Genomic DNA, 18,707 nt, shown 5'->3' with positions numbered 1-18,707 from the left:
AGCTCCATGCAATACCGCACCCTGGGCAACAGCGGCGCCGTCGTCTCCAACTATGCGCTGGGCACCATGACTTTTGGCGCCGAGGCCACCGAGGAGCAATCCCGCGCGATCCTGGATGACTACTTCGCGGCGGGCGGCAACTTCATCGACACCGCCGACGTCTACAGCTCGGGGGTGTCGGAGGAAATCATCGGCCGGTGGCTGGCGGACCGGGCCGCGGTCCGGGACCGGGCGGTGGTGGCCACGAAGGGCCGCTTCCCGATGGGCCAGGCCCCCAACGACGTCGGAACCTCCCGACGGCACCTGGTCCGGGCACTCGATGACTCGCTGCGCCGGCTCGGCGTAGAACAGATCGATCTCTACCAGCTGCACGCCTGGGATCCTGTCACGCCCCTCGAGGAGACCCTCCGGTTCCTGCACGACGCCGTCACCAGCGGCAAAATCGCCTACTACGGCTTCTCCAACTTCCTGGGCTGGCAGTTGACCAAGGCCGTCCATGTGGCGAAGGCCCATGGCTGGAGCGCCCCGGTGACGCTGCAGCCGCAGTACAGCCTGCTGGTCCGTGAGATCGAGTCGGAAATTGTGCCGGCCGCACTCGACGCCGGGATCGGGCTCCTGCCATGGTCGCCGCTGGGCGGCGGGTGGCTGTCCGGCAAATACAAGCGCGACCAGCCGCCGGCCGGGGCCACCCGTCTGGGCGAAAACCCGAAGCGGGGGATGGAGGCCTGGGAGGCCCGCAACGCCGATCCGCGCACCTGGGACGTGATTGCCGAGGTGGAGCAGACCGCCGGACGCCACGGCGTGAGCCCCTCCCAGGTGGCGCTGGCCTGGCTGGCGGACCGGCCGGCGGTCACCTCGGTGATCCTGGGCGCCCGCACCACCGCGCAGCTGGCGGACAATCTCGCGGCCGCGGATCTGCGGCTCACCGCGGAGGAGACGGAGCGGCTGACCGAGGCCAGCCGGCCGCGCGTCGGCGTCTATCCGTACGGGCCGATGGCCCAGGAACAGCGCAGCCGGAAGCTCGAAGGCGGCCGCTAACAGGCAACGGGCTAACAAGGCAACGCGGGGTCACTTAGCGCCGGTCCGGGGATGGGCCGGAAGTGTCCCCGCGTTGTCATTCGGGGAAGCGCTGCCCTTCGGGGGAGGCGGGGCCGCCGGCATGATAGCTGGACCAGATGTCGCCCATTTCCTCCGTGGACTGCTCCACGATCCTGCTCATGGCGGCGTGCGCGGCGTCCGCCTCGCCGCGCTGAATGGCGCTGGCCACATCGACGTGCAGCTGCAGGGCCTCGTGGTGTGGCAAGTGCGGCATGAGTCCGTGCTGGGTGCGCCCGGTCAGCACCTCGGTCACCAGGTTATGCAGCTGGGCGAACATGGCGTTGCCGGAGGCCCGGAGTACCGACGCGTGGAATTCGATGTCGAGCCGCAGGAACTCGTCCCGGTCTCCGCGCTGGCCGGATGCCCACAGCCGTGCGGCCAGCGAGACGAGGTCGCTCCCGGCATCCCAGGAAGCCCTCCCGGCAGCGAGCCGGGCGGCCGCCGGTTCGATTGCCCCGCGGAGCTCGTTCAGGGCCTGCAGCTGCTCCAGCCGCTTTGACGAGGCCAGCCGCCAGCGGATTACCTGCGGGTCGTACGCGTTCCACGATTCCTCCGGCTGCACCACCGTCCCCAGCCGCCGCCGCGACTCCAGCATCCCCTTGGAGGACAGCACGCGGGTGGCTTCCCGCACCACGGACCGGGAGACGTTGTGCCGGGCCTCGATCTCGTCCAGGCGCAGGATCGAGTGCGGTGCCAGCGTCCCTTCGGCGATGGCAAGCCCCAGGTTCTGGAGCAGCACGGCATGCAGGTCTGCTGTTGGCTCCGCCTTTGGAGTTTTCATAAATAAATCATACTGGCGGCCCACAAGGTCTTGTATAAATCTGCTTTATTTACCTAAGATCACTTCCAGAGCAGATGTAAAGATGCATTTGCAGCCGGCTGGACAGAGACGCCCAGCCCTGAAAACCAAAGGAAGTCGTAATGAAGCGACGTTCAATTGCGAAGTACGCGGCCGTCGCCGCCGTCCTGTCCCTGGGCCTGACCGCCTGCGGCGGGGCCAGCGGCAGCGCCGACGCCAAGACCTCCGGCACCGTCCGGGTCACCCTCGCCAACCACGTCTGGACCGAGGGCATCAAGGCAGCCATTCCGGAATTCGAGAAGTCCAGCGGACTCAAGGTCGAACTGACCCAGCTGGGCGAAGACCAGCTCTCGGACCAGTACAACGTCAAGCTCAACGCCGGCAGCGACGAGATCGACGTCATGATGTACCGCCCGCTCCAGGAAGGAAAGGCGTTCGCGAAGAACGGCTACCTCGCGGACCTGACGTCCAAGGTCTCCTCGGACGCCGCGTGGGACTGGAAGGACTACCAGGAGGGCCCGGTCAAGGCCACCACCGCTGACGGCAAGGTGGTCGGCGTCCCGATCATCACCGAGCGCGAAGTCCTCTACTACCGCAAGGACCTGCTGAAGGCCGCCGGCCTGGAGGTTCCCAAGACGATGGACGAGCTCGAGGCCGCGGCCAAGGCCATCAAGGCTGCCTCCCCGGGCACGGCCGGCTTCGTGGCCCGCACCGGCAAGTCCGCCGCCGTCACCCAGTTCTCCAGCTTCCTGTACAGCTTCGGCGGCGACTTCACCGACGCCAGCGGCAAGTCCGCCGTCAACTCCGACGCCGCGAAGAAGGCCTACGCGTTCTACGGCGGCCTGATCAAGAACTATGGCCCCGACAACGTCAGCACCGACATGAGCTGGCCCGAGGCAATGGCGATCTTCACCCAGGGCAAGGCCGCCTTCTACACGGAGGCCGACTCGCTCTACAAGAACGCCACCGACCCGGCCAAGTCCAAGGTCGCCGACACCGTCGGCTTCGCCGCACTGCCCGCCGGCCCCGCCGGTTCGAAGCCGTACAACATCCCGTCCTGGGGCCTCGCCATCAACCAGGCATCCAGCAACCAGGACAACGCCTGGAAGTTCATCCAGTGGGCCACCAGCAAGGAACGCACCCTCGAGGCACAGAAGGCCGGAGTCCCCGGACCCCGCGCGTCGGTCTGGGCTGACCAGGCCGGCACCTCCACCTACCCGAAGGACCTCGCCGAGGCCATCTCCGCCAGCGCCAAGAACGGCGTCGGGCACGACCGTCCCCAGGTTGTCACCGTAGGCAAGGCCCGCGAAATCGTGGGCGGCCCGATCGTCGCCACCATCACCGGCTCTGACTCGTCCGCCGCAGCCGACACGGCGCACGACGCCTTCCAGAAGTTCCTGGACAGCGAAAAGAAGTAACGCCCCAGCGCGCCAGCCAGGCTTCGCGCCTGAGCACTGCGCCTGAGCACCAAACAGCCCGGCGGGACGGCGGTCCGATGCCGTCCCGCCGCGGCCAGCTTTTCACTTCACCCCCAACTCCTTAGGTGAACCATGTCTGTATTGACCACTCCCCGCAGCGCCCAGACCCAGCCGCCGTCCGGCCGTAAGGGCGCCCGCACCCCCGGTGCACGCGAGAACTTCTCCGGCTGGGCCAACCGGCACCGCAAATGGCTCTTCGCCGCCCCCGCCATGATCTTTGTCGGCGTCCTGATCGTCTTCCCCCTCGGCTGGACCCTGTACCTGAGCCTGACCGATTCACAGGGCTCCGTCCGGGCGGCCTCCGAGTTTGTCGGCGTGCAGAACTACCTCACGGTCCTCTCCGACGTCGAACGCTTCTGGCCCGCCGTCGGCCGCACGCTGAGCTTCACCGGCGTTGCACTTGTCTGCGAAGTGGTCCTCGGCATGTGCATTGCGCTGCTGCTGTGGCGCCCGTTCCGCGGCGAAAAATGGGTCCGCGTGGCCATCCTGCTCCCGCTCGTCGCCACTCCCGTGGCCGTCGGCATGATGTGGCGGCTGATCTTCGATCCCAACATCGGCTTCGTCAACCAGCTGCTCGGCATGGTCGGGATTCCCGGCCAGCCCTGGCTCTCCGGCCAGGACACGGCGCTCGGCACCACCATCTTCATGGACGTGTGGCAGTGGACCCCCATGGTGGTCCTGATCCTCCTGGCCGGACTGACCTCGCTCTCCGAGGAACCCGACGAGGCGGCCCGGATGGACGGCGCCAACGCCTTCCAGCGCTTTTTCTTCATCACGCTGCCCCTCATGATGCCGACCGTGATCGTCGCCATCCTGCTCCGGGGCATCGACGCCCTGAAGACCTTCGACATCCTCTACGCCACCAAGGGCAAGGGCGGCGGGTCCTTCCACGAAGTGGAAACGCTCAACGTCTACGCCTACGGGCTGAGCTTCGACTACAACCAGTACGGGCTCTCCTCCGCGGTGCTGATCCTGTTCTTCATGATCATCATCGGCTCCATGTGGCTGCTGACCATGCGCAAGAAAGCGGTAAGCAAATGACCGTAGTGTCCGAAAACACCGAACCCCAAACGGTCGCCGCCGTGCCGGCCAAGATCGCGCCGCGCCCCCGGAAGCCGCTGGGCACCCGCGCGTACAAGGTGTTCCGCGTGGCGGCACTGGTGGCCGTGGTGCTGTTCCTGATCGCCCCGCTGTTCTGGATGCTGCTGGCATCCCTCAAGACCAACGTGGACATCTACGACACCGGCAAGTCGTTCCTGTTCACCCCCACGTTCGAGAACTACGCCAATGTGCTGCAGCGGAACAACTACTTCGTCTTCATCTTCAACAGCTTCTGGGTGGCCTTCGTCTCCACTGCCCTGTCGCTGGTCCTGGGCGTGCCCGCCGCCTACGCCATGAGCCGGTTCACGATGCACCGCTCGGCCCTTGTGGTCCTGATGGCCCGTGTCATCCCCGGCGTTTCCCTGCTGGTGCCCTGGTACTACGTCTTCTCCAACCTGAAGATGGTGGGCGGCTTCGAGGTGCTGATCCTCAGCCACATGTTCGTCGCGCTGCCGCTGATCGTGTACATCATGATGAGCTACTTCGATTCCCTGCCGCTGGAGCTGGAGGAGTCGGCCCAAGTGGACGGCCTCACCCCGATCGGCGCCTTCCGCCGCATCACCCTGCCGCTCTCCGTCGCCGGCATGGCCACCGCCGGCATCCTGTCCTTCATCTTCTCGTGGAACAACTTCATGTTCGCCCTGGTGCTCTCCGGCTCCAAGACCAAGACCCTGCCGGTCGCGATCTTCGACTTCGTCTCCTACGCCAGCATCGACTGGGGCGGACTCATGGCGGCCGCCACCGTGGTCACCATTCCGATCATGATCATTGCGCTCTTCACGCAGAAGTACATCGTCTCCGGCATGACCGCCGGCGCGACCAAGGGCTAGGCAACAGATGACACTCATCAGCAGGATTGAAACGTTCCTCGTCGCGCCGCGCTGGCTCTTCGTCCGGGTCGAGACCGAGAGCGGGATCGTCGGCTGGGGCGAGGCGAGCTGCGAAGGCCGCAGCGAAACCGTACGCACCGCCGTCGACCAGCTCTCGGAGCTGCTCATAGGCAACGATGCGCTGCGGATCGAGGACCACTGGCAGGTCATGACCAAGGGGTCCTTCTACCGCGGCGGGCCGATCCTGGCCAGCGCCGTGTCCGGCCTGGACCAGGCGCTCTGGGACATCGCGGGCAAGCACTTCAACACGCCCGTGCACCAGCTGCTCGGCGGCCATGTCCGGGACCGGATCCGGATGTACGGCTGGGTGGGCGGGGATGAGCCCAATGAGGTGGCGGACCAGATCAGCGCGCAGCTGGAGGTCGGCCTGACGGCGGTCAAGATGAACGCCAGCGGCCGGATGAGCCCCATCGCCTCCGTGGCCGAGCTCGACGGCGTCGTCCGCCGCGTCGCCGCCGCCCGCGAGGTCCTCGGCGACCACCGCGACGTCGCCGTCGACTTCCACGGCCGCTTCAGCCTCGCCAACGCCCGCCGGGTGGCGCCGCTGCTGGAACCGTACCGGCCGTTCTTCCTCGAAGAGCCGGTGGTCCCGGAAAACACGCACCTGCTGCGCGAGTTCACGTCCTCCACGACGACGCCGGTCTCCACCGGTGAGCGGCTCTACAGCCGGCAGGAATTCCTGCCCGCGCTGCAGGCCGGCATCGCCGTGGCCCAGCCGGACCTCTCCCACGCCGGCGGCATCACCGAGGTCCGCAAAATCGCCTCGCTCGCCGAAATCTACGAGGTCCAGCTCGCCCCGCACTGCCCGCTGGGCCCGCTGGCGCTCGCCGCCTGCCTGCAGGTGGGCTTCGCGACGCCCAACTTCCTGATCCAGGAGCAAAGCATCGGCATCCACTACAACCAGGGCGCCGAAGTCCTGGACTACGTGGTGGACAAGTCCCCGCTGAAGTTCGTGGACGGACACATCGAACGGCTCACCGGCCCGGGCCTGGGCATCGAGATCGACGAGGCCGTAGTCCGGGCCGCGGACAAGCGCGGGCATGCCTGGCGCGGTCCCGTCTGGCGGCACCCCGACGGCGCCTTCGCCGAGTGGTGAACGCCGGAACGCTGGGACCGGACCTGTTGCCCCGACGTACTTGCCCCGACGTATTTGCCTTGAAGGAGAAGCCTGACATGGAGAACACCCTGACGCCCGAACTGCTGCTGGCCGGGATCCAGGAAAGCCGGCTGGTGGCCATTGTGCGCGGCACGGACGGCGCGGCCGCCGCGAAGGCAGCCCTCGCGGCGATGGAGGAGGGCTTCCGGTATGTCGAAATAGCGCTCACCACACCCCGGGCCCTTGAAGCCATCCGGGAAGTCCGCGCGGCCGCCCCCGCGGGCTGCTTCGTCGGTGCCGGAACGGTGCTGACGGCCCAGGACGTTGCCCGCGTCGCCGAGGCGGGCGGCCAGTTCATGGTGACCCCGTCGCTGGCAGAGTCGATTGCCGAGTCGGCCCGGCTGGCACTGCCTGTGCTCGCCGGTGCGCTGACACCCAGCGAGGCCCACGAAGCCATGAACCGCGGCGCCACGGCCGTCAAGCTCTTCCCCGCTTCCATCGGCGGTCCGGGCTACCTCAAGGCACTCCGCGACCCGTTCCCCGGGATCCCGTTCATCGCCGTCGGCGGCGTCGGGCTGGATGAAGCCGAGGGCTACTGGGAAGCCGGCGCCATTGCCGTGGGGCTCGGCGGACCGCTGTTCGGCGATGCCGGCTCCGGCGGCGACCTCGCCTCGATGCGGGAGCGGGCCCGCGGTTTCGTGACCCTGGCCGCCGGGTTCGGCCGCCCGCGCGCGGAGAGCGTGCGGTGATGGCCGCCGTCGGCCCGGCTTTGGCCGGGGAGGGCGTCGACCTGCTGACGTTTGGCGAGTCCATGGTCTCGCTGCGGTCCACCGGCCCGCTGTCCGCCGGCGGCAGCCTCGGCATGCACGTGGCCGGGGCCGAATCGAACGTGGCCGTCGGGGTCGCCCGGCTCGGGCACAGCGTCACCTGGGCCGGGGTTGTCGGCGCCGACCCGCACGGGGAGTACATTCTGCGGCAGCTGCGCGCCGAGGGAATCGGGCTGCGGCACCGGATTGACGCGGCAAGGAACACCGGGGTGATGTTCCTTGAACAGCGCACCGCGGATGTCACCCGGGCCTTCTACTACCGCGCCGGATCCGCCGGGTCCACCCTCGGCCGGGAGGACCTGGACCGTGCCCTGGCGGCCGGGGCCCGGATCCTGCATCTGACCGGCATCACCGCCGCCCTCAGCCCCGACGCCCGCAAGGCCGTGGAGTACGCGGCCGAGCGCGCCGCCGCCGAAGGCATGGAGGTCTCCCTCGACGTCAATTACCGCAGCAAGCTCTGGACCCGGGAGGAGGCCCGCGCCGCGCTCACGCCGCTTGCCCGGCACGCCAGCATCGTGATCGCCTCCGACGATGAGCTCGGGCTGGTCGCGGCCCCGGTGGGAGCTGGCCCGGAGGAATCACCGCACCCCGGCGATGCCGATACAGATGCAGATGCCGCCGAAACAGCCATGGCCGCCGAACTGCTGGAGCGCGGCGTCCGCGAAGTCGTGGTCAAGCGCGGCGCCTCCGGTGCCGGTGTCCACACCGCCGACGGGCGATGGGAAGTGCCCGCCGTGCCTGTGACCAGCATCGATACCGTGGGCGCCGGGGATGCCTTCACCGCCGGCTACCTGTCCGCCCTGCTCGACGGCGCCGACGTCGCCGGCCGCCTGCAGCGCGGCGCCCTGGCGGGAGCCTTCGCCGTCAGCACCGCGGGGGACTGGGAAGGCCTGCCCGGCCGTGCGGAGCTGGCACTGCTCGGGACCACGCCGGGCGGAACCACCCAGCGCTAAGCCCCCGCTTTAAGCCCGCCGTACCGGCGTTGACGGTTCTTCGGCCGGCGTCCGGCCGTCCGGCGCCGCCGGCACCGCCGGCGGCGCTCCCACCGTTCCGGCCGGCGCCGGGCCGCTGGCGCCGGGCAACTAAGACACCCCCTGTAAGAGCAGAAAAGGACCTGTTGTGAAAATCATTGCCGCTGAAGTGTTCGTCACCAGCCCCTCCCGGAACTTCGTGACCCTGCGGATCACCACCGAGGACGGCGTGACCGGGATCGGGGACGCGACCCTGAACGGGCGCGAGCTCGCCGTGGCCGCCTATTTGAAGGAGCACGTCGCGCAGCTGCTGATCGGCAAGGACCCGCACCGGATCGAGGACACCTGGCAGTTCCTGTACCGGTCCTCGTACTGGCGCCGCGGCCCGGTCACGATGGCCGCGATCGCGGCCGTGGACATGGCGCTGTGGGACATCAAGGGCAAGCTCGCCGGGATGCCGGTCTACCAGCTCCTGGGCGGGGCGTCCCGGAACGGGCTGCGCGCCTACGGGCACGCCTCCGGCGCGGACCTGCCCTCGCTGTTCGATTCGGTCCGTGAGCACCTGGAGCTCGGCTACAAGTCGATCCGGATCCAGACCGCGGTGCCCGGGATCAAGGCCGTCTACGGCGTCGCGGCCCAGGCCCAGGCCTCCGGGGAACGCTACGACTACGAACCGGCCGGACGCGGCGCGTTCCCGCAGGAAGAGGACTGGGACACCCGCGCCTACCTCCGCCACCTGCCCACCGTGTTCGAGGCCGTGCGCAACGAGTTCGGCCCGGACATCCCGTTGCTGCACGACGGGCACCACCGGATGACCCCGATCCAGGCCGCGAAGCTGGGCAAGGCGCTCGAACCCTACGACCTGTTCTGGCTCGAGGACTGCACCCCGGCCGAAAACCAGGAAGCCCTCCGCCTGGTCCGGGCGCACACCACCACCCCGCTCGCGATCGGGGAAATCTTCAACACCGTCTACGACTACCAGGCCCTGATCAAGGAACAGCTGATCGACTACGTGCGGGCAGCCTCCACCCACTTCGGCGGGATCAGCCCGCTGAAGAAGGTGATGGACTACGCCGCGCAGTACCAGATCAAGTCCGGCTTCCACGGCCCCACCGACATCTCCCCGGTCGGGTTCGCCGCGCAGCTGCACGTGGGCCTGGCGATCCACAACTACGGCATCCAGGAATACATGCAGCACTCGGACAAAACCAACGAGGTCTTCGAACAATCCATGACCTTCGTCGACGGCTACCTGCACCCCGGCGACAAGCCCGGCATCGGCGTCGAATTCAACGAAGAAGCCGCCGCCGCGTTCCCCTACCAGCAGGCCTACCTGCCCTACAACCGCCTCGTCGACGGCACCGTCCATGACTGGTAACCCGGCCACGACAGGTAACCGGCACTGGCGGCTGGCAGTGCCTTAAGCACCAAAAAGGTCCCGGGCGGCGAGTCGATGCTCAGCCGCCCGGGACCTGGCTCTTTTGAGTCCGGCTCTCAGCGTCCGGTGTGCTGGTTGCTTAGTGAACCTGTTCCCGGGTCATGCCGAAGGGGACCTGGTCGGAGAGGGCCGCGGTGTAGTGGCCCGGCTTGTGCCGCGTGAGCAAAATGCCGTGCGTCCCGGTTGTCATGGCGAGCTGCTGCAGCCCGCGGACGGCGTCGTTGAGTCGGTCGTCGAGCACGCGCCGGTTGTCGACCTGGATCTCAATGGGCTCGGTAATGGTGGTCATCGCTCTGTCTTTCTTGGAGTACTTCTAGTCGGCCCCAATGGATTCAGGAACAGTAACGTCATATTTATTGGCCCGTCAAATCACCACGCCGCATGAGCGCGTGGCCCGTGCGGACGCCAAATGCCCGCACATTGCGGCCCGGGCGGCTGACCTGCAGATCCACCCAGGCCCGGGTGGTCCCAGTGAGTCTAATCACCCGGCATCACTGCGGGCAGGCCGAAAGATGCTCGTGCATGCAAACAATGCCGCCGTCGGGGGCGCGGGAGAAGATGATGGTCTCCCGTTCATCGCTCGTATCGCGGCCACCGTCCCGGTCAACCCGGACCGTCGTGGCCACGCGGTGTGAAAACACCGCGGTAGCCCCGAGGAGCTGGATATCCTGCTCGCTGCTCCGGCATTCGAGCACACGCCAGCCACCGGCGAGCCAGCTGTCCCACAGGGTGCGGTAGGCGGAGCGGGACCCAAGGCGCTGGGCTTCCGGATGGAAGATGAAGGTCGCCTCCGGGCTGAAGGCCGCAAAGTAGGCCTCGGTGTCCGTGGCGGCGAAGGCGGCGACCAGGCGGTCGGCTGCCTCCTGGACCTCTTCGCGGCTGAGGTCGCGGGGCGCTGCCGGCCGCAGCACCGCTGCCGGCAGCGGCCGGGCCACGGCCCGGATCGGGGCGCCGTCGGCCCCGGGGATACGGAGGGGAAAGAGGAAGAGCTCGACGTCGGATCCTGCGTCTGTGGCCCGCTGGACCTGCTCCAGTCCGGTGAGGTTTTCCACGATGCTGCAGCCGTTCCCGGCCAGAATGTCGTGGGCGGGGAAACCGCCGCCGGCCGGGCCGCCGTCCTGGTTGCCCTGCTGGTCGCCGTGCGTGGCGCCGGGGGAGGTGGGATCCACGCTGAGGGCATCCAGGCCTACGGCGCGGTAGCCGCGGTCCACGATCAGTTGCGCCGCCGCAGCCTCCAGCCACGGGTGCTTGAGGTACTCCTCCGTTCCCCACGCCGCAGCGCAGCCGGTGTGCAGCAGGAGGATCTTCTCTGGACTGCCCGGATACCCGGGTTTCCCTGGCTCCCCGGCTGAGCCCGCCGGGGCGATTCCCGCCAAGTGCGCGGCGGTGATGGCGCCGCCGCGGGCCACGTCCCGGACGTCCACGATTTCGGCGACGCCGCCGAAAAGGGACAGCGGCAATTCGTCCAAAGCTGCCCAGCCGTTGCCCACATGCAGCGGTGCGTCGGCGTGGGTACCCGAATGGGAGCCCAGTCCGAGCGAGAGCACGTTGGCGCCGTCGGCCTCCACGGTCAGTGCCGATGCGATCCGGACCTCCGGGTCGCCGGGATAGACAGGCATTCCCGTGCGCAGCGGGACGCTGAGATCGAACCACGTCACCGCTGGCCCACCAGTTCCGTGTCGAAGTCGCCGTGCAGGTCCGGCGCGGCTGCCTCCGCTGTTCCGGCGGCGACCGTGTTTCCAGCCGCATCGATGACCGGCGGCACCGGGGTGTCCTTCGCGGGGATCCAGCGCGGCCCGGCGGCCGGGAACACTCCGCGCGGCTCCGGGAAGATCCACAGCAGCCCGAGGTAGAGGACGGCTGCAAGCCCCAGCGATGCCGGCAGACTGATGTCCACACCGCCGGCCAGGTTGCCCAGGGGCCCCTGGAACTGGCCGGGCATGTTCACCATGCTCAACCCGGCGCCGGCGCTGACCAGCCAGGCCGCCATGCCGCGCAGGTTCCAGCCGTGGTTGAACCAGTACCGTCCGCCGGTCTGGCGCCGGTTGAACACCTGGAGGGCATCGGCGTCGTACCAGCCGCGGCGGGTGATGAAACCGATGATCATCACCACCATCCAGGGCGCGGTGCAGGTCACGATCAGGGTGGCGAACGTGGAAATGCTCTGGACGAGGTTGAAGGCGAAGCGGCCGGCGAAGATGAAGGCGATCGCCAGGACCCCGATGAACAGGGTGGCCTGGACCCGGTTGAACCTCGGGAAGACGCTGCTGAAGTCAAGGCCGGTCCCGTACAGCGAGGACGCCCCGGTGGACATGCCGCCGATCAGGGCGATGGCGCAGAGCGGGATGAAGTACCAGGCGGGGGAGACCGCCAGCAGGCCGCCGACGTAGTTCGGCGCCGCCGGGTCCATGAATTCCGGCGCCTTGGTGGCGATGATGGACGCCGTGGCCAGGCCAAAGACGAACGGAATATGGGTGGCCAGCTGGGCCAGCAGCGCCGCGCCCATGACCTTGCGCTTCGGGGTGGCGGTCGGGATGTAGCGCGCCCAGTCGCCCAGGAACGCGCCGAAGGAGATGGGGTTGGACATGACGATCAGGGCCGCGCCGATGAACGCCGGGATGAACCCTGCGACGCCGACGCCGTCGAATCCGGTTCCGAAGGCACCCTCGAAGTTCAGGTTGAGGTCGCCCGCGAAGGCGATGAAGCCGACAACGAACAGCAGGGTGGCCGCGGTGACGGCAATCTTGTTCACCAGCAGCATGAACTTGAACCCGTAGACGCAGACCACCAGAACGAGTCCACCGAAGAGGCCGTAGGCGACGGCGAACGAGCCCATGTCCTGCGGCAGGCCGACCAGCCGGTTCAGCCCGCCGACCAGGGCATCGCCGGAGCTCCAGACCGAGATGGAGAAAAATGCCAGCGCGGTCAGCAGTGACAGGAATGACCCGACCACCCGGCCGTGCACGCCCAGGTGGGCGGAGGAGGACACCGCGTTGTTGGTTCCGTTCGTGGGGCCAAAGACGGCCATGGGCGCCAGCAGGAGGGCGCCGACAACCAGGCCCGTCACCGTCGCGGCGAGCCCCTGCCAGAACGACAGGCCGAACAGGATCGGAAATGCGCCCAGGAAGGCGGTGGCAAAGGTGTTGGCACCGCCGAACGAAACCCTGAACAAGTCAAAGGCGCTGGCATTGCGGTCCTTTTCGGGGATCCGCTCAATGCCGTAGGTCTCCACGTCCGTGACCTTGCCGCGGTTCCGCCCTGCGCCGGCGCCGTCAGGCTTTTCCTCGACCATGTCGTTCTCCATCCAGCTCATCATTGATTCCTAAGAGTTGCTTTATAAGCATCACAAGTTGTGTTGGAGGCTACACTGTGAAGCGGCTCACAGCAAGGCCCTGCCCTGTCCGGCCGGCGGTTTACGCAACCGGCCGCCGGACCGGGACCCTGCCGCGGGAAGCCCGGGCGGCCGATGTGCCCGCCGCCCGGTGAATAACAGGGATAATCTTCAACGGGGACCATCCACAACACGGCGCAAAGGCGGCACAGCGACATGGCACAGGCTCAAGCAGGCAAACCCCAGGGACGGTGGCGGACCTTCCACGAAAAGTTCGTCGTGGAGGAGCGCTTCATGAGCGTGACGGCGCGCCGGAATCTCTACCGGACCGCCGTCGTCCTGATGATCGCGGGCGCCGTGCTGTTCGTGGTAATCCTCGCCGGAGTCCTGCAGCACGGCGGCATCTCGGCGGCGGATGAGCCCGTGCGGACCTGGCTCCTGACCCTGCGCGCGGAACCCACCACCATCATCATGATCATCCTTGCGATCATCTTCGGCCCTATCGGCCTGCCAATCATCGTCCTAATCGTGACGGTGGCCTGGGGCCTGCTCGCCAAGCACGCCTGGCGGCCGATGCTCCTGGCCGGCGCCATGCTGACCGGCGTCATTCTGGCGCAGGTCATCGGCCACATCGTCGAACGCCACCGGCCTCCGATCGACCTCATGCTCTTCGGCGCCGACTCCACGTTCTCGTTTCCGTCCGGCCACGTCCTTGGCGCGTGCGACTTCCTGCTGGTCACCACGTATCTGGTCTTTTCGCGCCGGAAGAACCCCATGTCCGCTGTCATCGCCTTCATCGTGGCGGGGATCGGCATCTTCTTCGCCGCCGTCAGCCGCCTCTACCTCGGCTACCACTGGATGACCGATGCCCTGGGCGCCTTCTCGATCTCGCTCGTGATCCTGGGCGGCGTCATTGCGCTGGACACCTGGCGGACGGCGCGGATTCCGGGCGAACAGGTCACCGGGACGCTCTCCACCGCCGACACCAGCCAGGACTGAGCACCGTCAGCGGCTGCGCGCCCGCTTGAGTTCGGTCCGCAGCCGGGCGTTGGCGGCCTCGAGTTCCATCACCTTGGCCACGCCGGCCAGGTTAAGCCCCTCTGCCAGGAGTTGGCCGATCCGCCGCAGCACCACAAGGTCTGCGTCGCTGTATTGCCGGGTGCCACCCGCAGTGCGGTCCGGCGCGAGGAGCCCCCGGCGCTCGTAGAGCCGGATATTCTGCTGCCCCGTGCCCACCAGCTGCGCCACCACCGAGATGGCGTACAGGCCTGAATTCGCGCCTCGGTCCGCCATGGTCTTCCTCCCGTTCCGGAAATTCCCTTGCATCAGTGTTTCACCGGTGCTATAAAAAATCTATACCCACTACCACACAAAAATTGTGGTGGGCTGTAGAAGGAATGCAGATCAAGTCTCGCTGAAGGAGTGGGAAATGATGTTGATTCGGACGGACCCGTTCCGTGACTTCGACCGGCTTGCGCAGCAGGTGTTCGGGACGGTGGCACGCCCGGCGCCCATGCCCATGGACGCGTGGCAGGAAGACGGCGTATTCGTCGTCGCGTTCGATCTTCCGGGCGTCAATGTCGACTCGATCGGACTCGACATTGAGCGCAACGTCCTGACGGTCCGGGCGGAACGGCGGGACCCGGCGCGGCCCGACGTGGAACTGACGGTCTCGGAGCGCCCCCGTGGAGTGTTCAGCCGCCAGCTGATCCTCGGCGACACCCTGGACACGGAGAACGTCAAGGCAAACTACGCCGACGGCGTCCTGACGCTCCGCATCCCGGTGGCGGAGGCCGCCAAGCCGCGGAAGATTGAAGTCACCCGTTCGCAGGACAAGATGCAGGAGATCGGGAAGTAGCCCCCGGGCCGGCGCGGCGCCCGCAGCGTCGCTCCGGCTCCGGCTGCAGGCAACGGAGACCGACCATGGCCGGCAGGAACCCTGATCCCCGAGGCTACTACGCGCTATTGCACGTCTCGCCGGAGGCGGGCCGGCAGGAGATTGGCCGCGCCTTCCGGGCGCTGATGCGCCGGCACCATCCCGACGTCGGCCAGTCTGACCCCGACCCTCCCGATGTCGGCGCCATCCTGCACGCTTTCGCCGTGCTGCGGGACGCCAGGAGCCGGGCGGACTACGACGCCGGCGGCTGGCGTCCCGCCGTCGAGGACGACACCTTCCATCACCGGAACGACCATGCCGGCCAAGGCAGCCGCGACATCCCGGTGCACATCATCCGGCGTCGGGATCCCCTTGTGCGCGTGCTCCCCGTCCGCTGGGAACCCGGGCCGTGACCGGGAAACACTTGGGATCAGTTGCTGGCGGCGGCATAGGCGTTCAGGCTCAGCGAGAACACGATCCAGGAGAGGTACGGCAGCATGAGCAGTCCCGCCGCCCGGCTGATCAGGCCGAACCGGACCACCGTGACGGCGGCAGCCACCGTATGGACGGCGATGAGCAGCAGGGCCAGCCAGAGCGCGGCCCCGCCGGCCATGGGGTACATGCCGAAGAACAGGGGCGCCCAGGCGAGGTTGACGAGCAGCAGGATGGCGTAAACGGTCATGGCCCCCCGGCCGCGCCCGGAGCGAAGTCCTGTTCCCCGGCGCCAGACCAGCCACGCCGCCACTGCCATGGTCGTGTAGAGCACCGTCCAGACCGCTCCGAAGGCCCAGCCCGGCGGAGTCCAAGGAGCTTTCTCTGCCGCCGCGTACCAGCCGCCGGCGTTGCCGATAATGACCAGCGACGCCACGAAGGACACCCCATGGGAAACCGCCAGGAAGCAAAGGAGGGCTGCCGCCTGCCGGCCGGGGCTGGGCGGCGCCGGCGGCCGGCGGTTGACGCCCTGTTCAATTTTCACGTGCACCGATCAACAGTGGCCGTTGGCATCGCGTCCGTCAAACGGCCAGGGTCGTGGCGCTCACCCCCGGGGGAGCCTAAGATCAGTCAACCAACCACCGAAACTACATAGAGGTCCCCGTCGATGAACGCTTCCGCCAAGGATCTGGCTTCCCTTCTTCCGCCCGGCTTCACCCTGGGTGTGGCGACCTCCGCCTTCCAGATCGAGGGTGCACTCGATGAAGACGGCCGCGGCCCTTCCGGATGGGATGTCTTCGCCGCGAAGCCGGGGTCGATCGTGGAGGACCAGAGCCCGGCCGTTTCCTGCGATCACTACCACCGGGTGCCCGAGGACGTGGCTCTGATGAAGGAGCTGGGGATCGACTCGTACCGGTTTTCGCTGTCCTGGTCCAGGATCCAGCCCGGCGGGAGCGGACCCGCGAACCCTGCCGGGCTGGACTTCTACGACCGGCTGATCGACCTGTTGCTCGCCAACGGCATTTCCCCGATGGCCACGCTCTACCACTGGGACACCCCATTGCCCCTGGACGAGGCCGGCGGCTGGATGAACCGTGACACGGCCTACCGGCTGGGGGACTTCGCCGCCATCGCCGCGTCTGCCTTCGGGGACCGCGTGAGGCGCTGGGTGACTGTCAACGAGCCCGCCACAGTCACCACCAACGGCTACGCCCTGGGCATGCACGCGCCCGGGGAGGCCCTCATGCTCAAGGCCCTCCCCAGCGTGCACCACCAGCTGCTGGGCCACGGCCTGGCGCTCCAGGCGCTGCGTGCCGCCAAGGTGCCGGGCGACATCGGCATCACCAACGTCTACTCACCGATGGTCCCGGCCACCGCGAACCCGCTGGACAAGGTCAGTGCCGGACTCATGGATGTGGCGCAAAACCGGCTCTACGCCGATCCGGTGCTGCTCGGCAAATACCCGGATGTTATCCGGGCCGCCACCTTCTTTTCGTCGTCCTTCAGCCCGTCCAGCGAAGACATGGAGCTGATTTCCCAGCCCCTGGATTTCTATGGCCTGAACTACTACATGCCCACCCTTGTCGGGGCGGGTCCGGGTGAGGGGGCCGTGCCGCCCGGAATGGCCGAGGCCATGGGGGACGACCTCAGCGGGACACCCGGTGCGCCCTTCCACATCGCGCAGTTCCCGGACACCGAGACCACGGCCTACGGCTGGCCGGTCAAGCCCGAATTCATATCCGTCGCCCTGGCCGAGATGGCCGACCGCTACCCGGATCTGCCCCCGGTCTTCATCACCGAGGGCGGGGCCAGTTTCGAGGACGTCGTGGTCCAGCCTGTCGGGACGGACCGCCGGATAATCCCGGACGAACGGCGTCTGCGTTACCTCGCAGACCACATCGGCACGGCCCTGGAAGCGACGCGTCCCGGCGGCGCCGCCGAGGCCATCGACCTTCGCGGCTACTATGTGTGGTCCTTCATGGACAACTTCGAGTGGTCCGCCGGCTACAAGCAGCCGTTCGGTCTGGTGCACGTCGATTTCGATACCCAGGTCCGCACGCCGAAGGCCTCCTACTACTGGCTCCAGGAGGTCATTGCGGCCCGCAGCGCGGCGTCCGCCGGAGAGCCGGGCAGCGCCGCGCAGCCCGGCGGCGCCGGCGGGCAGGACGAAACCGCCGACGTCTGAGAGCCGCACCCGGCAGCCTGACGCCCCTCAAGCCGGGTCAACCTAGAGCAGATCCAGGTCCTGCAGGCCCTTGGCGAGCCCCGCGCCGTCGGGCGAATAGAACCACGGGACGGAGGACTCCGAGTGGTCTCCGGTGTCGGAGTGGCCGCCGGCGAAGACGGCCTCGCTGGCCGAGAGCTGCCGGATGCCGATCGCGGCCACCTGGTCGGGGTGCTTCTGCGCGAAGCCGGAGTAAATCTCTTCATCGTGCTGGCCGTTGTCGCCGAACAGCAGCCAGCGCATGTTCGGGAACTCCTGGGCCAGCAGCTCAAGGTTCCGCCGTTTGTGTTCCTGGCCGCTGCGGAACCAGCGGTCGTGCGTCAGTCCCCAGTCCGTGAGCAGCAGCGCGCCGGAGGGATAGAGGTTCCGGGCAATAAAACGGGCCAGGGTGGGAGCTGCGTTCCACGGCCCCGTGGACAGGTAGATCACCGGCGCCTCCGGGTGCTCCACCTTGAGCCGATCCAGCAGGACGGCCATGCCGGGTGTCGCCATCCGTGCCCGTTCGTTCAGGACGAAGGTGTTCCACAGCGCCAGGAAGGGCCGGGGGAGGGCGGTGACCATGATGGTGTCGTCAATGTCCGAGACGATGCCCAGCCTGGTGTCCGGCGAGATCACGAAAATCCTGGCCTCGACCGGTTCCGTTCCCTCGGCGCGCAGCACGGCCGTATGCCAGCCCGGGGTCAACGCCACGTGAACCAGGGTGTCCACCAGGCCGCCGCGGTCCGCATGCACGCGGGTGGCGACGCCGCCGATCTGGATCTCCACCTCGGTGAACTGGACCGGGACGCTCGTGAAGGCACGCCAGCCGCGGAAGTTCTGGTTGCCGTTCAGGGCCAGCCGCTCCGCCTTGCCGCCGGGCACCGGCCGGCTGGTGAGGACCACCCGGCCCAGTACCCTGACCCACTCGGTCGAGCCGTAGCCCTGATAGGCGACTGTCTGCGGGCTGAACTTCCAGCGCCGGGCCGTCTTGAGCCGGAACCCGTTGACGGTGTCCGACACCCAGTGGGCGAGCCGGAAGGCCCTGTTGCCGGACACGGGCAGCTGCTGCGCTGGTTGCGAGGCCAATTCCATGCCTCCACTCTCCCACAGTGCCGGGCTCCGGCCGTGCCGGCGGGGTCCCCGGACCCGGGCCCCCGCCGCGCCGGA

At 67.9% G+C, this 18,707-nt stretch carries 19 protein-coding genes; 12 read left to right on the top strand and 7 right to left on the bottom strand.

From position 1 onward, the window contains the following. The first annotated feature begins 6 nt into the window (after window positions 1-6). Window positions 7-1,038: an aldo/keto reductase gene (locus AC1D1W_RS02500; protein ID WP_476942836.1), complete on the top strand. Its 1,032-nt coding sequence runs from the start codon at window positions 7-9 to the stop codon at window positions 1,036-1,038. 76 nt (window positions 1,039-1,114) lie between these two features. Here AC1D1W_RS02500 and AC1D1W_RS02495 read toward each other — a convergent pair whose 3' ends face one another. Continuing rightward, window positions 1,115-1,879, bottom strand: coding sequence for a FadR/GntR family transcriptional regulator (locus tag AC1D1W_RS02495; protein ID WP_243181705.1), 765 nt, complete (start codon window positions 1,877-1,879; stop codon window positions 1,115-1,117). Between the two features lie 140 nt (window positions 1,880-2,019). On the opposite strand from AC1D1W_RS02495, the gene AC1D1W_RS02490 reads away from it, so the two are divergent. From AC1D1W_RS02490 to manD, 7 genes are all read left to right on the top strand, one after another. After that, a complete protein-coding gene (locus AC1D1W_RS02490; protein WP_243181706.1) occupies window positions 2,020-3,315 on the top strand; it encodes an ABC transporter substrate-binding protein in 1,296 nt (431 codons plus the stop codon). A gap of 132 nt (window positions 3,316-3,447) precedes the next feature. Continuing rightward, a complete protein-coding gene (locus tag AC1D1W_RS02485) occupies window positions 3,448-4,416 on the top strand; it encodes a carbohydrate ABC transporter permease (protein WP_243181707.1) in 969 nt (322 codons plus the stop codon). Further along, window positions 4,413-5,306, top strand: coding sequence for a carbohydrate ABC transporter permease (locus AC1D1W_RS02480; protein WP_243181708.1), 894 nt, complete (start codon window positions 4,413-4,415; stop codon window positions 5,304-5,306). Before AC1D1W_RS02485 ends, AC1D1W_RS02480 begins: the two co-directional genes overlap by 4 nt. A gap of 7 nt (window positions 5,307-5,313) precedes the next feature. Then, window positions 5,314-6,462, top strand: a complete 1,149-nt coding sequence (gene dgoD / locus AC1D1W_RS02475) for a galactonate dehydratase (RefSeq protein WP_028276125.1) — start codon at window positions 5,314-5,316, stop codon at window positions 6,460-6,462. A gap of 77 nt (window positions 6,463-6,539) precedes the next feature. Beyond that, window positions 6,540-7,211: a bifunctional 4-hydroxy-2-oxoglutarate aldolase/2-dehydro-3-deoxy-phosphogluconate aldolase gene (locus AC1D1W_RS02470; RefSeq protein ID WP_476942835.1), complete on the top strand. Its 672-nt coding sequence runs from the start codon at window positions 6,540-6,542 to the stop codon at window positions 7,209-7,211. Then, a complete protein-coding gene (locus AC1D1W_RS02465) occupies window positions 7,211-8,242 on the top strand; it encodes a sugar kinase (protein ID WP_476942834.1) in 1,032 nt (343 codons plus the stop codon). Before AC1D1W_RS02470 ends, AC1D1W_RS02465 begins: the two co-directional genes overlap by 1 nt. Window positions 8,243-8,408: 166 nt before the next feature. After that, window positions 8,409-9,638 carry a D-mannonate dehydratase ManD gene (manD, locus tag AC1D1W_RS02460; RefSeq protein ID WP_243181711.1) on the top strand — a complete coding sequence of 410 codons (1,230 nt, stop codon included), beginning with the start codon at window positions 8,409-8,411 and terminating at the stop codon, window positions 9,636-9,638. 139 nt (window positions 9,639-9,777) lie between these two features. On the opposite strand, the gene AC1D1W_RS02455 is transcribed toward manD, so the two are convergent. The 3 genes from AC1D1W_RS02455 to AC1D1W_RS02445 form a co-directional block, all read right to left on the bottom strand. Continuing rightward, a complete protein-coding gene (locus AC1D1W_RS02455) occupies window positions 9,778-9,987 on the bottom strand; it encodes a hypothetical protein (RefSeq protein WP_028276129.1) in 210 nt (69 codons plus the stop codon). A gap of 202 nt (window positions 9,988-10,189) precedes the next feature. Beyond that, window positions 10,190-11,356: a cyclase family protein gene (locus AC1D1W_RS02450; protein ID WP_476942833.1), complete on the bottom strand. Its 1,167-nt coding sequence runs from the start codon at window positions 11,354-11,356 to the stop codon at window positions 10,190-10,192. After that, window positions 11,353-13,011 carry a purine-cytosine permease family protein gene (locus AC1D1W_RS02445; protein WP_476942832.1) on the bottom strand — a complete coding sequence of 553 codons (1,659 nt, stop codon included), beginning with the start codon at window positions 13,009-13,011 and terminating at the stop codon, window positions 11,353-11,355. The genes AC1D1W_RS02450 and AC1D1W_RS02445 overlap by 4 nt, the downstream gene beginning before the upstream one ends. A 234-nt stretch (window positions 13,012-13,245) precedes the next feature. Between AC1D1W_RS02445 and AC1D1W_RS02440 the strand changes: the two genes are divergently transcribed. Further along, entirely contained in the window at window positions 13,246-14,028 is a 783-nt protein-coding gene (locus AC1D1W_RS02440; RefSeq protein ID WP_243181713.1) for a phosphatase PAP2 family protein, read from the top strand. A gap of 6 nt (window positions 14,029-14,034) precedes the next feature. On the opposite strand, the gene AC1D1W_RS02435 is transcribed toward AC1D1W_RS02440, so the two are convergent. Then, a complete protein-coding gene (locus AC1D1W_RS02435) occupies window positions 14,035-14,322 on the bottom strand; it encodes a MerR family transcriptional regulator (protein ID WP_243181714.1) in 288 nt (95 codons plus the stop codon). A gap of 136 nt (window positions 14,323-14,458) precedes the next feature. On the opposite strand from AC1D1W_RS02435, the gene AC1D1W_RS02430 reads away from it, so the two are divergent. Together AC1D1W_RS02430 and AC1D1W_RS02425 are read left to right on the top strand one after the other, a co-directional pair. Beyond that, entirely contained in the window at window positions 14,459-14,887 is a 429-nt protein-coding gene (locus AC1D1W_RS02430) for an Hsp20/alpha crystallin family protein (RefSeq protein WP_476942831.1), read from the top strand. Between the two features lie 65 nt (window positions 14,888-14,952). Beyond that, window positions 14,953-15,318 carry a J domain-containing protein gene (locus AC1D1W_RS02425; protein ID WP_243181715.1) on the top strand — a complete coding sequence of 122 codons (366 nt, stop codon included), beginning with the start codon at window positions 14,953-14,955 and terminating at the stop codon, window positions 15,316-15,318. Between the two features lie 17 nt (window positions 15,319-15,335). Here AC1D1W_RS02425 and AC1D1W_RS02420 read toward each other — a convergent pair whose 3' ends face one another. Continuing rightward, window positions 15,336-15,881, bottom strand: coding sequence for a TspO/MBR family protein (locus AC1D1W_RS02420; protein WP_476942830.1), 546 nt, complete (start codon window positions 15,879-15,881; stop codon window positions 15,336-15,338). A gap of 123 nt (window positions 15,882-16,004) precedes the next feature. Here AC1D1W_RS02420 and AC1D1W_RS02415 point away from each other — a divergent pair, with 123 nt between their 5' ends. Continuing rightward, window positions 16,005-17,522 carry a glycoside hydrolase family 1 protein gene (locus AC1D1W_RS02415; RefSeq protein WP_476942829.1) on the top strand — a complete coding sequence of 506 codons (1,518 nt, stop codon included), beginning with the start codon at window positions 16,005-16,007 and terminating at the stop codon, window positions 17,520-17,522. Between the two features lie 42 nt (window positions 17,523-17,564). Here the strand turns inward: AC1D1W_RS02415 and AC1D1W_RS02410 are convergent, their stop codons facing one another. Then, window positions 17,565-18,632, bottom strand: coding sequence for an App1 family protein (locus tag AC1D1W_RS02410; RefSeq protein WP_243181718.1), 1,068 nt, complete (start codon window positions 18,630-18,632; stop codon window positions 17,565-17,567). Between the last annotated feature and the right edge of the window lie 75 nt (window positions 18,633-18,707).

The organism is Arthrobacter sp. P1_B4, assembly GCF_056406555.1.
The sequence above is the reverse complement of the archived record's forward strand: the minus strand, read 5'-3'. Positions and strand labels throughout refer to the sequence as shown.

Bases quoted from the DNA above. Each gene is read 5' to 3' on its own strand.
- AC1D1W_RS02500 (WP_476942836.1), top strand. From the start codon at position 7: ATGCAATACCGCACCCTGGGCAACAGCGGCGCCGTCGTCTCCAACTAT.
- AC1D1W_RS02495 (WP_243181705.1), bottom strand. From the start codon at position 1,879: ATGAAAACTCCAAAGGCGGAGCCAACAGCAGACCTGCATGCCGTGCTG.
- AC1D1W_RS02490 (WP_243181706.1), top strand. From the start codon at position 2,020: ATGAAGCGACGTTCAATTGCGAAGTACGCGGCCGTCGCCGCCGTCCTG.
- AC1D1W_RS02485 (WP_243181707.1), top strand. From the start codon at position 3,448: ATGTCTGTATTGACCACTCCCCGCAGCGCCCAGACCCAGCCGCCGTCC.
- AC1D1W_RS02480 (WP_243181708.1), top strand. From the start codon at position 4,413: ATGACCGTAGTGTCCGAAAACACCGAACCCCAAACGGTCGCCGCCGTG.
- dgoD (WP_028276125.1), top strand. From the start codon at position 5,314: ATGACACTCATCAGCAGGATTGAAACGTTCCTCGTCGCGCCGCGCTGG.
- AC1D1W_RS02470 (WP_476942835.1), top strand. From the start codon at position 6,540: ATGGAGAACACCCTGACGCCCGAACTGCTGCTGGCCGGGATCCAGGAA.
- AC1D1W_RS02465 (WP_476942834.1), top strand. From the start codon at position 7,211: ATGGCCGCCGTCGGCCCGGCTTTGGCCGGGGAGGGCGTCGACCTGCTG.
- AC1D1W_RS02455 (WP_028276129.1), bottom strand. From the start codon at position 9,987: ATGACCACCATTACCGAGCCCATTGAGATCCAGGTCGACAACCGGCGC.
- AC1D1W_RS02445 (WP_476942832.1), bottom strand. From the start codon at position 13,011: ATGAGCTGGATGGAGAACGACATGGTCGAGGAAAAGCCTGACGGCGCC.
- AC1D1W_RS02440 (WP_243181713.1), top strand. From the start codon at position 13,246: ATGGCACAGGCTCAAGCAGGCAAACCCCAGGGACGGTGGCGGACCTTC.
- AC1D1W_RS02435 (WP_243181714.1), bottom strand. From the start codon at position 14,322: ATGGCGGACCGAGGCGCGAATTCAGGCCTGTACGCCATCTCGGTGGTG.
- AC1D1W_RS02430 (WP_476942831.1), top strand. From the start codon at position 14,459: ATGATGTTGATTCGGACGGACCCGTTCCGTGACTTCGACCGGCTTGCG.
- AC1D1W_RS02425 (WP_243181715.1), top strand. From the start codon at position 14,953: ATGGCCGGCAGGAACCCTGATCCCCGAGGCTACTACGCGCTATTGCAC.
- AC1D1W_RS02415 (WP_476942829.1), top strand. From the start codon at position 16,005: ATGAACGCTTCCGCCAAGGATCTGGCTTCCCTTCTTCCGCCCGGCTTC.
- AC1D1W_RS02410 (WP_243181718.1), bottom strand. From the start codon at position 18,632: ATGGAATTGGCCTCGCAACCAGCGCAGCAGCTGCCCGTGTCCGGCAAC.